Below are 11,886 nucleotides of genomic sequence, written 5' to 3'. Positions count from 1 at the left end.
TGACAATGGGGACAATTTATCATCTGGGGTCAGAAAAGCAAAAGCCCTCGTACATTACGAGGGCTTGGCACCTTGAAGGGTGAGACTATAGGCTGTACGGGAGCGACGGGGATCGAACCCGCGATCTTCGGCTTGACAGGCCGACGTGTTAACCGCTACACCACGCCCCCTCCTACAAGGTGGGATATTACCAGATGTAGGGAGAGGTGTCAACAAATTCCACGACAAAAGCCGTAGGGGCAGGCCTGCGTGTCTGCCCTGACTAGGTAAGGCAGACACGCAGGTCTGCCCCTACCAGGTGTCCCATTGGCGACAATAGCGGCTATACTGTAGGCATCACCATCCTCCGTACCGCTAGTTACTTCTTGGCTCGAACACATGAACGATCCGACGACCGCTCTGATTCTGGCCGTTGACCTGGGCACGTCCGGCCCGAAAGTGGCCCTGGTGACGCCGCGCGGCGAGGTGCTCGATTGCCGCACCGGCGCGATTACTCTCACCATTCTGCCCGGCGGCGGGGCGGAACAAGACCCCGACCAGTGGTGGGCAAGCATCAAGACGACTATTGCCCAACTCTTGCGCGACCATCCCGACGCCGCCGGGCGCATCGCCGCCATCGGCTGCACCAGCCAGTGGTCGGGTACGGTCGCGGTGGACGAGGACGGCCGCCACCTGATGAACGCCATCATCTGGATGGACACCCGCGGCGCGCCCTACGTCCGGCAGATCACCAATGGGTGGCCCAAGGTGGCCGGATACGGCGCACCGCGGCTGGCGACCTGGCTGCGGCTGGCCGGCGGCATCCCGGCCCACTCCGGCAAAGACCCCATCGCCCACATCCTCTACATCAAGCACACCCGCCCCGACGTCTACCGCCAGACCTACAAGTTTCTGGAGCCGAAGGATTACCTGAACCTGCGCTTCACCGGCCGCTTCGCCGCCTCCCACGAGTCCATCACCCTCCACTGGCTGACCGACAACCGCGACATCCACAACGTCCGCTACGACGACCGGCTGCTGCGCTTCTCCACCGTGCCGGCCGACAAGCTGCCCGAACTCAAGCGGGCGGTGGACGTGCTGGGGCCTATCCGGCCCGACGTGGCGCGGGAGTTAGGCCTGGCGGAAGGCACGCCGGTCATCATGGGCACGCCCGACATGCACTCGGCGGCCATCGGCGCGGGAGCGGTGGCCGATTTCGAGCCGCACCTCTACATCGGCACGTCGGCCTGGCTGACCTGCCACGTGCCCACCAAGCGCGTCGATCTGTTTCACAACATGGCCTCGCTGCCGTCGGCCGTGCCCGGCAAATACTTCATCGCCAACGAGCAGGAAACGGCCGGCGCGTGCCTGGCCTTCCTGCGCGACAACATCCTCTACGCCGACGACGCCCTGGAGCGGCGGGAGCGCATCCCCAACGTCTATCCCGTGTTCGACCGCATGGTCGCCGCTACGCCGGCCGGCAGCGACCGGGTACTGTTCACGCCCTGGCTGCACGGCGAGCGCACGCCGGTCGATGACGGGCTGGTGCGCGGCGGCTTCCACAACCTGTCGCTGCGCACCACGCGCGCCCACATGATCCGGGCCGTCTTCGAGGGCGTGGCCTACAACACGCGCTGGCTGCTGCGCTACGTCGAGCGTTTCGTCGGACGACGGCTCGACGAGATTCGCATGATCGGCGGCGGCGCGAACTCCGACGTCTGGTGCCAGATTCACGCCGATGTGCTCGATCGCGCCATCCGGCAGGTGAAAGATCCGGTTCAGGCCAACGTGCGCGGCGTCGGGCTTCTGGCAGCCGTGGCGGTGGGCCTGACCACCTTCGAGGCCATCGACCACGACGTGCCCATCGCCAACACCTACCGCCCCAACCCGGCCAACCGCGCCCTCTACGACGAACTTTTCGCCGCGTATGAAACGATCTACCGGCAGAACCGGCGCATCTACGCCGGACTCAATCGGGGGAACCATGAGCTTGAAGGACACGCTGAATAAGTTAATAGGGCGCGCCGCCGCGCCGCTGGAGAAAGGGTTGCGGGCCGTGCCGGCCGTCAACCGGCGCATCGAGGCGCAATATGACGAGGTGATGCCGGCATTGGAGCGGTCGCTGAAGCCCTATCGCGACCTGTACCCTTCGTATGCGCAACTGCCCGAGGCGGGGCGCGACCGCGATGACATCCTGCGCGAGATGGCGGAGCTTCAGGCCATCGAGGCCGAGCGCTGGCGCGACGGCTTCGTCTCCGGGGCGGTCTATCACGGCGACGCCGAACACATTGACTTTCTCAACCGGGTCTACGCCCTCAACTCGCAGAGCAACCCGCTGCACGCCGACGTCTGGCCCAGCGCCGCCAAGTACGAGGCGGAGATCGTCGCCATGACCGCCGACATGCTGGGGGCGTCCCCCAGACCCTCCCATTGGGAGGGGCTGGGGCAGGGTCTTCTCGCCTCCCATTGGGAGGGGCTGGGGCAGGGTCTTCTCCCCTCCCATTGGGAGGGGCTGGGGGAGGGTCTTCTCCCCTCCCATTGGGAGGGGCTGGGGGAGGGTCAGAGATCTGCGGAACCGTCTCCAGCGGCGGCACGGAGAGCATCCTCCTGGCGATGAAGACATATCGTGACCGCGCCCGCGCCGAGCGGGGCATCACCCAGCCGGAGATGCTGGCCCCGGTCACGGCCCACGCCGCGTTCGACAAGGCGGCGCAGTATTTCAACATCAAGATGGTGCGTATTCCGCTGGATGGCGATTACCGGGCCGACGTGGCGGCGGCGCGGCGGGCCATCACCCGCAACACCATCGTCATCGTCGGGTCGGCCCCCGCCTTCCCCCACGGCGTTATCGACCCTATCGAGGCGCTGTCGTCGCTGGCCCTGGAGCATGGCCTCGGCTTCCACACCGACGCCTGCCTGGGCGGCTTCGTGCTGCCCTGGGCGGCCGAACTCGGCTACCCCGTACCGCCATTCGACTTCCGGCTGCCCGGCGTCACGTCGATGTCGGCCGACACCCACAAGTACGGCTACGCGGCCAAGGGCACGTCGGTCGTGCTCTATCGCGGCGCGGCGCTACGCCGCTACCAGTACTTCACCGCCACCGATTGGCCCGGCGGGCTGTACTTCTCGCCCACCTTCGCCGGCAGCCGTCCCGGCGCGCTCAGCGCGGCCTGTTGGGCGTCCATGGTGTCGCTGGGGCGCGAGGGATACCGCGAAGCCGCGCGCCGCTTGCTGGCGACGGCGGCTCAAATGCGCGAGGGGATCGCCGCCATCCCCGGCCTGCGGCTGCTGGGCCATTCGCTGTTCGTCCATGCCTTCACCTCGGACGAGCTGGACATCTACCGGGTTATGGATGCCATGACCCATCGCGGCTGGAGCTTGAACGGGCTGCACCGGCCGTCGTGCGTCCACGTGTGCGTCACTCTGCGACACACGCAGCCAGGCGTGGCCGAGCGGTTCATCGACGATCTGCGGCAGGCCGTAGAGGAAGTGCGCGCCCACCCCCAGGCCGAGGGCGGCATGGCCCCCGTCTACGGCATGGCCGCCACCCTTCCCCTGCGCGGCGTCGTCGGCGGGTTTTTGGAGCGGTATGTGGATGCGCTGTATAGGGTCTAGGGGATAGGGGCTAGGGAAGAGCGCTCTTCCCTAGTCCCTAGCCCCTATCCCCTAGTCCCTATTATGTTGGCATCCAACTGATCATCTGAATATTCTTCGCCTCGAACTTGCCCGATGGGTGGCGGGACTCGGCCAGTTCGAACTGGAAGACGTGGCTATAGCTGGGCAGGTGCAGCGGGTCCACGTTGTCGGGCAGGTTGGAATCGTGGAAGTAGGCCGTGTCATAGGGCGAATCGGGGTGCTGCGTGTCGGTCAGCCACAGCTTCGCGCCATGGACGCGCAGAAAGCGCATGAAGCCGTAGTTGAGCTTGTGGAAGTAGCACGTGCCACGCACAATGGAGCCCACCTCGCCCCACCCCGGCGTGTCTATGACTACCGGCGCGCCGTTCGTCGTCGGCACGAGGTCGGGGATGAGGTAGCCGGAGATGAACAGGTCGGACTCGCGCCGCAGGTCGGACGACGTGTTGTCCAGCGCAACCACTTCCACTCGGCAGCCCCGGTTCTGCACGGCTGTAATGACGCGCGTGAAGTCCCCGTCGCCCGTCACCAGCAGCACGCGGTCGAGGTGCTCCGACTGGAGTAGCATGTCCACGGCCAAATCCAGGTCGGCGTTGGCCTTGCCGTAGCGCTTGCCGTTCTCGTCCTCGTACCAGCGCACTTCCTTGATCAGCACCTTGTAGCCGAAATCGCGCAGCAGCGAGTAGAAGCGCTGCGTGCTCTTCTCATAAATGGGGTCGGTGCGCGCCCGATCGGCGTCGAAGCTGACGTAGGCGTTCAGCCGCACCAGTTCCGCGCCATCGCGGCTGGCGAATTCGCGCAGCACGTCGTAGCGCATCCGATAGCCGCCATTGCGATACATATTGGCGGTGTCCACGTAGACAGCAGCTCTGACAGTAGAAGGATTGTGTTGCATGTAAATGACGTTGGCTCGAATAGTTTATTGGGTTCAACAGTGTTCACTGCGGCGCTAATTGTATAACGTCGGCGGGTTCTATTCAATGGGACGCTGATGAACGCCGATTGGGACGCCGTTTGGCGCTGATGAGAATTAGCGAAAAACCGCGTCTGAAATCTGCGTTCATCAGCGTCCCGTTCCCCTCTTGACAACCCCTTACCCATCATTTATGATATGCTTTGTAAGTTAACTTAACTTACATCTAGCTGCTATCTCACTCATTCATGGAAAAGGCGACCCGCGGCCAGACGAAAGACCACAACAGCCGGCTCGTCCTCAAGACGATCTACGACGCCGGCTCGGTTAGCCGCGCCGAGGTCGCCCGCCTAACCGCCCTGACCCGGCCCACCGTCTCCGCGCTGGTGGCCGAACTGATCGAAGGTGGCCTGGTGGTCGAGACGGGCCAAGGCCCCTCGGCCGGCGGCAAGCCCCCCACTCTGGTCACGCTCCATGGCGATGGCCGCCGCTTGCTGGCCCTCGACCTGAGCGGCGGCGAGTTTCGCGGCGCGCTGGTCAATTTGCGCGGCGAGATCGACCGGCGCGTGGCCCTGCCCGCCGCCGGTTTACGCGGCGAAGCGGCGCTGGCCCGCGTCTACGAACTGGCCGATTCACTCCTACCCACGCCCCTGCCTCTCCTGGGCATCGGTGTGGCCACGCCCGGCCTGGTCGCCCCGCGGCTGGGCATCGTCCTGCGGGCCGTCAACCTGGGCTGGGCCAATCTGCCTCTGGGCGACTTGCTCGCCGCCCGCTACGGCCACCCCGTCCACGTCGCCAACGACAGCCACATGGCCGCGCTGGCCGAATACACTTTCGGCGTGGGCCGCGAGACGCCGCACCTCATCACCATTCGCATCGGCCAGGGTATCGGCGCGGGCGTCATCCTCGACGGCCGCCCCTTCTACGGCGACGGCTTCGGCGCGGGCGAGATCGGCCACGTCGTCATCGACCCAGCCGGCGAGTTGTGCAGCTGCGGCAACCGCGGCTGCCTGGAGACGACCAGCAGCACCCGCGCCATCCTGCGCCGGGCAGCCGAGGCCGATCGCAGTGGCTCCGCCCTGGCCGGCGACCCGCCCACCTGGGAGCGTTTCGCCGCCGCTGTGGCCGCCCGCGACCCGCTGGCTGTGGAGATCGCCGCCGCCGCCGGCTGCCACCTGGGCGCGGCTGTCGCCCACCTGGTCGGAGCCTACAACGTGCAGACCATCGTCATGGCCGGGCGAATCGCCGACCTGGGCGATACACTGCTCAACGCCGTGCGGGCCGAGATGCGCCGCCGCGTGCTACCGGCCATGGCCGATGCCACGACCATCCGCTACACCTCGTTGGGCGACCGCGCCGGCGACATCATCATCCTGGGCTGTTCGGCCCTCGTCCTGCACCGGGAGTTGGGGATCGTATGAAACTGCGCGTCGGGCTGGACATCGGTGGCACGAAGACAGCCGCGCTCGTCGTGGATGAGGCCGGCCGGCGATTGGGCGAAGCGGTGCGCCCGACAGACGTACGCGACCCCGGCTGTCTGGTGGCCGGCACAGTCGAGACGGTAGATCGAGCGCTGGCCGCGGCCGGCGCGACGCGGGCCGACCTGATGGCTGCCGGCGTCGGCATCCCCGGCCAGGTAGACCCGGCCGGCGGCCTGGTGCGGCTGGCCGTCAACCTCAACCTGTTGCGCCCCTACCCGCTGGGCGAGGCGCTGCGGGCGGCGTTGGGCGTGCCGGTGACGCTGGAGAACGACGTGCGCGCCGCCGCCTGGGGGGCCTACCATTGGGTCGCCGTCAACGTTACAGAGTCCGCATCCTCAGATGCGGGCGGCGGTGGGTGGCAGGTAACAGGTGGCAAGTGGCAATCGGAGTCCGCATCCTCAGATGCGGGTCTTGTCGCGGCCAGATTAGAACCCGTATCTGAGGATGCGGACTCTGTAAGTGGGCCATCCACATCCGCACATGGCTCGCTTAGTAGTTTGGCTTACCTGAGCATCGGCACGGGCATCTCCGCCGGCCTGGTGCTCGACGGGCGGCTCTACCGCGGGGCGCACGGTATGGCCGGCGAGATCGGCCACATCCCCCTGGACCCGGCCGGGCCGCGTTGCGCCTGCGGTTCCTATGGCTGCCTGGAAGCTGTGGCCGCCGGGCCGGCCATCGCCGCCCAGGCCGCCGCGTCCGTGCCGGCCGGCGAGCGCCCCCTCAGCACGGGCGAGGTCTACGCCCTGGCCGCCGCGGCTCCCCACACGCCGGGCCAGGCTGAGGCCGAGCGCATCGTGGCGCGGGCCGCCGGCCATCTGAGCCGCGCCCTCTATCTGTTGGTGATGGCCTATGACGTGGAGCGCGTCGTCCTGGGCGGCGGCGTCACCCGCGCCGGGTCTGCCTTCGAGCGCCCGTTGCGCGCCGCGCTGGCCACCCTGCGCGCCGATTCGCCGCTGGCGGCGTCGATGCTGCCCGATGAGAAGGTGGTCATCGTGCCGCCGGATTTCAACGCCGGGGTGATGGGGGCGGTCTTTCTGGCCGCTTGATAGCAAAGGGTGAATGTCGGGAGGTGAAGTATCAGAAGACGATCCGCAGATTATGCAGATTTGGCAGATTCCACAACCTGTTTGATGAATGAACGGAGGAAAGAAATGAAACGTTACGTGACTGTGTTGGTGTTGTTGGCCCTGAGCGCGCTGCTCGTCGCCTGTGGCGGCGGGGCAGCCGTTGAGCAGGCCGTGCAGGAAGTGGCCCCGACGCTTCAGGCGGCGGCCACCGAGTTGGCCCCCACCCTGGAAGCGGTGGCGACCGAAGTCGCTCCTACCCTGGAGGCGGTGGCGACGGCCATCTCTCCGACTGAAGAGCCGACAGCTGAACCCGCCGCCGAAGAGCCGACGGCCGAACCCGCGGCTGAGGGCGAGGGCAGCTTCCTGGAGCGCGCCCGCGCCGGCGAGTTCACCGGCACGACCATTAACCTGATGGGTGTGATGGTCGATGAAGAGGCGGTCAAGATGGAAGCCGCCGTCGCTCCGTTCGAGGAGCAGACCGGCATCGACGTTGTTTACGAGGGCACGCGCGAGTTCGAGACGGCGATCAACGTCCGCGTCGACGCCGGCGACCCGCCCGACATCGCCAACATCTCCCAGCCGGCCATGGTGCAGCGCTTTGCCTCGGCCGGCGAGCTGGTGGACATCAGCGAGTTCCTGCCCCGCGAGACGCTGCAAGAGACCTACATCGACAGCTGGCTCGACATGGCGACCATGCCCGGCGCCGATGGCGAGGACATCATGGCCGGCGTCTGGCACCGCGCCGCGGTCAAGAGCATGGTCTTCTACCCCAAGGCCCAGTTCGACGCCGCCGGCTACGTCGTGCCGGAGACGTGGGATGAGATGCTGGCCCTGACGCAGCAGATCGCCGACGACGGCGACACCGCCTGGTGCATCGGCATCGAGTCCGGCGCGGCCACCGGCTGGGTGGCGACCGACTGGATGGAGAACATCATGCTGCGCACGACCTCGCTGGAGAACTACGACAAGTGGGTCACCGGCGAACTACCCTTCGCCTCGCCCGAGGTGAAGAATGCCGCGGAAACGATGGGCGAGATCTGGCTGAACGACACCTACGTCTATGGCGGCGTGCCGTCCATCGTCTCGACCTTCATCGGCGACTCCCCTGTGCCCATGTTCGCCGACCCGCCCGGCTGCTGGTTCCACTCGCAGGCGGCGTGGATCACCGGTTTCTTCGGCGATGACACGCTGGTTCCCGGCGAGGACTATGACTTCTTCTACCTGCCGCCCATCGACGAGAGCCTGGGCCGTCCGGCGCTGGTGGCCGGCGACATGATGGTCATGTTCAATGACCGTCCCGAAGTCCGCGCCCTGATGGAGTTCTTCAGCAAGGGCGAGGGCGTGGAGCAGTGGGTGCGTCAGGGCGGCGCGTTGTCGCCGCACAAGGACGCCAGCCTCGACTGGTATGAGAGCGTGGTCGACCGCCAGGTGGCCGAACTGCTGGCGAACGCGACAAGCGTGCGCTTCGACGCCTCCGACCTGATGCCGGCCGAAGTGGGCGCAGGCTCCTTCTGGAAGGCAATGACGGACTGGATCAGCGGCTCGACCGACCTGGACACCGCTCTGGCCGAGATCGACGCCTCCTGGCCGCAGGAATAGGTGTAGGGCGGGTTTGAAACCCGCCTCTACCAGCGACAACCATGACCCACGTAGGGGCAGGTTTGAAACCTGCCCCTACCAACGACAACCATAACTCATGTAGGGGCGGGTTTGAAACCCGCCCCTACGAACGCCTTATGTCCCAACCACCCATTGATTTCATCGGCGACAAGCTGATGCTGGCCTTCGAGGGCCGACAGCCGCCGGGGCGCATCCTCGACTGGATCGCGACCCGCGGCGTGGCCGGCTTCACCCTGTTCCGCGAGCACAACTACGACGACCCGGCCCAGTTCCGCGCCCTGACGGACGCGTTGCAAGCCGCGGCCCGCGCCGCCGGCCACCCCCCGCTGCTCATCGCCGTCGACCAGGAGGGCGGCCAACTGACCGCCCTTGGCGCGGGCCTGACCCAGTTCGCCGGCAACATGGCCCTGGGCGCCGCCGGCGACCCTGCGTTGGCCCGCCGCGTCGGCCGGGCCATGGGCCGCGAGCTGGCCGCCGTGGGGGCCAACGTCAACTACGGGCCGGTGCTCGATCTGGCGACCAACCCCAACAACCCCAGCCTGGGCATCCGCGCCTTCAGCGACGACCCGGCGCTGGCCGGCGCGCTGGGCGCGGCGCTGGTCGATGGGCTGCAAGCGTCCGGCGTCGCCGCCACACTGAAGCACTTCCCCGGCAAGGGGGAAGCGGCCGTGGACTCCCACTTCGGCCTGCCGGTCATCGCCCACGACCGCGCCCGGCTGGAGCGGGTGGAGTTCGCCCCCTTCCGCGCGGGCGTGGCCGCCGGGGCCAAGCTGCTGATGACAGGCCACTTCGCCCTGCCGGCGCTGACGGGCACGACCGCCTACCCGGCCACCGTCGCCCGGGCTGTGATGACCGACTTCGCCCGCGGCGACATGGGCTTCCAGGGGGTCATCATCACCGACGCCCTCGACATGGGGGCCATCACCCAGGGCGCGGGGCAGATCATCGACGTTATCGCCGCCGTGCGCGCCGGGGTCGATCTGATGCTCATCATGCTCGACGCCGATACGCAGGAGCGGCTCTACGCCGGCCTGGCGCTGGCCCGCAGCCGCGAGTTGATCGACGATAGCCACCTGCACGCCTCGGTGGGACGCATCCGGGCGCTGCGCGAGTGGGCCGCCGCCCAGCCACAACCGGGCCTGGACGTGGTCAACTGCGCCGAGCACCGCGCGCTGGAGGCGGAACTGGCCCGGCGCGCTCTGACGCTGGTGCGCGACGAGGCGGGGCTGTTGCCGTTGCGCCTGCCAGCCGACGCCCGCGTGGCCGCCGTCATGCCCCAGCCGGCCAACCTGACCCCGGCCGACACCTCGGCCTTCGTCGTCCCGGCCCTGGCCGACGCGCTACGCGCCTACCACCCGCGCGTGGACGAGTTCGTGACCGCCCACCGGCCGGACGACGCGGAGATCGCCGCCCTGCGCGAGCGCGTGAGCGGCTACGATTTGCTGGTGCTGGGCACTATCAACGCCTTTGCGCAGCCGCAACAGGCGGCGCTGGCCCATGAGCTGCTGGCGACGGGCGTCCCGGCCGTCACCGTCAGCCTGCGCCTGCCCCATGACGCGGCGGTCTATCCGGCGCGGACGCACCTGGCGACCTACAGCCTCCACCGGCCGTCGCTGGACGCGCTGGCGGGGGCGCTGTTTGGCGACTTCGCGCCCACGGGGCGGCTGCCGGTGAAGATGTAAGAAATGATCCGCAGATTCCGCAGATTTTTATCTCACGCAAAGACGTAAAGCTCAGAATTCTGAGCTTTGCGTCTTTGCGTGAGATCTGTTTCCCAATCTGCGTAATCTGCGGATCGTTCTTCTGATAGGGGTAATGACCATGCTCGCCATTCGCCACGCCACGCTGATCACGCCCGATGCCGTTGTCACCGATGGCACGGTACTGGCAGCCGGCAGCCGGATTCAGGCCGTCGGCGGCCCCGATCTACCCCTCCCGGCCGGCGTCGAGACCCGCGACGCCAACGGGCTGCTGCTGGCCCCGGGCTTCCTCGATTTGCAGATCAACGGCGGCTTTGGCCTCGACTTCACCGCCGACCCGGCCACCATCTGGGGCGTGGCCGCCGCGCTCCCCCGCTTCGGCGTCACCAGCTTTCTGCCCACCGTGATCACCTCGCCGCTCGAAACGGTGCGGGCGGCGCAAGACGTGCTGGCCGCCGGCCCGCCCCCCGATTGGCGCGGGGCGCGCCCGCTGGGGCTGCACCTGGAAGGGCCATACCTCAACCCCGGCAAGAAAGGGGCGCACAACCCGACCCACCTGCGCCCGCCGTCCGTGGCCGAGGTGGCCGGCTGGTCGCCGGCGGCGGGTGTGCGGCTGGTGACGCTGGCCCCGGAGTTGCCCGGCGCGCTGGAGGTCATCGCTGCGCTGGCCGGTCGGGGCGTGGTCGTCAGCGCCGGCCACTCGCTGGCGACGTTCGACGAGGCGGTAGCCGGTTTCGACGCCGGGGCGCGCTACGCCACCCACCTGTTCAACGCCATGCCGGCGCTGCACCACCGCGAGCCGGGGCTGGCCGCCGCGGCGCTGGCCGACCCGCGCGCCGTCATCGGCCTCATCCCCGACGGGCTGCACGTCCACCCGGCGCTGGTCGCCCTGGTCTGGCGACTGCTCAGCCCGGCGCGGCTGAACCTGGTGACGGACGCGATGGCGGCGATGGGCATGCCCCCCGGCGAGTACGCGCTGGGCGACTTCCGCGTGACGGTCGATGGGGCGTCGGCGCGACTGGCCGATGGCACGCTGGCCGGCTGCGTCCTGTCGCTCGACGCCATCCTGCGCGCCTTCGTGGGCTTCACCGGGGCGACGCCGGCCGAGGCCATCGCCACGGTGACAGCGACGCCGGCGCGGTTGCTGGGGTTGGAGCGGCTGGGGCGGATCGCGCCCGGCGGCGACGCCGACCTGGTGCTGCTGACGCCCGATCTGCGGGTGGTGGAGACGTTTGTGGCGGGGGAGTCGGGTTTCCGGATAGTGTAGGGGCAGACCTGCGTGTCTGCCCGAGGGCGCACACGCAGGTGCGCCCCTACTGTTTACCCCCAACGGACTTCCGGCTACAATCCGGGCGCTGGCAGAATCCATCGTAAGGTCTCATCGCATGAAAACAACCCGACATCTGCTGCTCGGCGTCTTCCTCATCAGCATGGGCGCGCTGGCGCTGGAAGTGGTGCTGACCCGCATCTTCTCCGTGACGATGTGGTATCAC

7 protein-coding genes, 1 tRNA gene and 1 pseudogene are annotated in these 11,886 nt (G+C 67.8%); 7 read left to right on the top strand and 2 right to left on the bottom strand.

The features are described 5' to 3' along the window. Nucleotides 1–97: 97 nt before the first annotated feature. Nucleotides 98–170 (bottom strand) — tRNA-Asp (locus ACE3UY_RS03755). Between the two features lie 208 nt (nt 171–378). Between ACE3UY_RS03755 and ACE3UY_RS03750 the strand changes: the two genes are divergently transcribed. After that, the gene (locus ACE3UY_RS03750; protein WP_374686215.1) at nt 379–1,989 is read left to right on the top strand and encodes an FGGY-family carbohydrate kinase; all 1,611 of its coding nucleotides are present in this window, start codon (nt 379–381) and stop codon (nt 1,987–1,989) included. Then, nucleotides 1,964–3,594: pseudogene (locus tag ACE3UY_RS03745) on the top strand (aminotransferase class V-fold PLP-dependent enzyme). Before ACE3UY_RS03750 ends, ACE3UY_RS03745 begins: the two are co-directional and overlap by 26 nt. Nucleotides 3,595–3,655: 61 nt before the next feature. On the opposite strand, the gene ACE3UY_RS03740 reads toward ACE3UY_RS03745, so the two are convergent. Then, nucleotides 3,656–4,507 (bottom strand): NYN domain-containing protein, encoded by an 852-nt coding sequence (locus ACE3UY_RS03740; RefSeq protein WP_374686214.1) that lies wholly within the window; start codon nt 4,505–4,507, stop codon nt 3,656–3,658. Between the two features lie 266 nt (nt 4,508–4,773). Here ACE3UY_RS03740 and ACE3UY_RS03735 point away from each other — a divergent pair, with 266 nt between their 5' ends. The 5 genes from ACE3UY_RS03735 to nagA all read left to right on the top strand — a co-directional run bounded on the left by ACE3UY_RS03735 (nt 4,774) and on the right by nagA (nt 11,660). Further along, nucleotides 4,774–5,946: an ROK family transcriptional regulator gene (locus ACE3UY_RS03735; RefSeq protein WP_374686213.1), complete on the top strand. Its 1,173-nt coding sequence runs from the start codon at nt 4,774–4,776 to the stop codon at nt 5,944–5,946. Next, nucleotides 5,943–7,052, top strand: a complete 1,110-nt coding sequence (locus tag ACE3UY_RS03730; protein ID WP_374686212.1) for an ROK family protein — start codon at nt 5,943–5,945, stop codon at nt 7,050–7,052. The genes ACE3UY_RS03735 and ACE3UY_RS03730 overlap by 4 nt, the downstream gene beginning before the upstream one ends. Before the next feature lie 105 nt (nt 7,053–7,157). Next, on the top strand, nt 7,158–8,672 hold the full coding sequence (locus ACE3UY_RS03725) for an extracellular solute-binding protein (protein WP_374686211.1): 1,515 nt from the start codon (nt 7,158–7,160) through the stop codon (nt 8,670–8,672). Between the two features lie 137 nt (nt 8,673–8,809). Further along, nucleotides 8,810–10,375, top strand: coding sequence for a glycoside hydrolase family 3 protein (locus tag ACE3UY_RS03720; RefSeq protein WP_374686210.1), 1,566 nt, complete (start codon nt 8,810–8,812; stop codon nt 10,373–10,375). 133 nt (nt 10,376–10,508) lie between these two features. Then, entirely contained in the window at nt 10,509–11,660 is a 1,152-nt protein-coding gene (nagA, locus tag ACE3UY_RS03715; protein ID WP_374686209.1) for an N-acetylglucosamine-6-phosphate deacetylase, read from the top strand. The last annotated feature ends 226 nt before the right edge of the window (nt 11,661–11,886 follow it).

Origin of the sequence: Promineifilum sp. (SeqCode) (genome assembly GCF_041918635.1) — a bacterium.
Classification (GTDB): Bacteria; Chloroflexota; Anaerolineae; order Promineifilales; family Promineifilaceae; genus Promineifilum.
Note: the sequence above shows the minus strand (reverse complement) of the source record. Positions and strands in the feature narration are given on the sequence as shown.

Bases quoted from the DNA above. Each gene is read 5' to 3' on its own strand.
- ACE3UY_RS03725 (WP_374686211.1), top strand. From the start codon at position 7,158: ATGAAACGTTACGTGACTGTGTTGGTGTTGTTGGCCCTGAGCGCGCTG.
- ACE3UY_RS03740 (WP_374686214.1), bottom strand. From the start codon at position 4,507: ATGCAACACAATCCTTCTACTGTCAGAGCTGCTGTCTACGTGGACACC.
- ACE3UY_RS03750 (WP_374686215.1), top strand. From the start codon at position 379: ATGAACGATCCGACGACCGCTCTGATTCTGGCCGTTGACCTGGGCACG.
- ACE3UY_RS03720 (WP_374686210.1), top strand. From the start codon at position 8,810: ATGTCCCAACCACCCATTGATTTCATCGGCGACAAGCTGATGCTGGCC.
- ACE3UY_RS03735 (WP_374686213.1), top strand. From the start codon at position 4,774: ATGGAAAAGGCGACCCGCGGCCAGACGAAAGACCACAACAGCCGGCTC.
- nagA (WP_374686209.1), top strand. From the start codon at position 10,509: ATGACCATGCTCGCCATTCGCCACGCCACGCTGATCACGCCCGATGCC.
- ACE3UY_RS03730 (WP_374686212.1), top strand. From the start codon at position 5,943: ATGAAACTGCGCGTCGGGCTGGACATCGGTGGCACGAAGACAGCCGCG.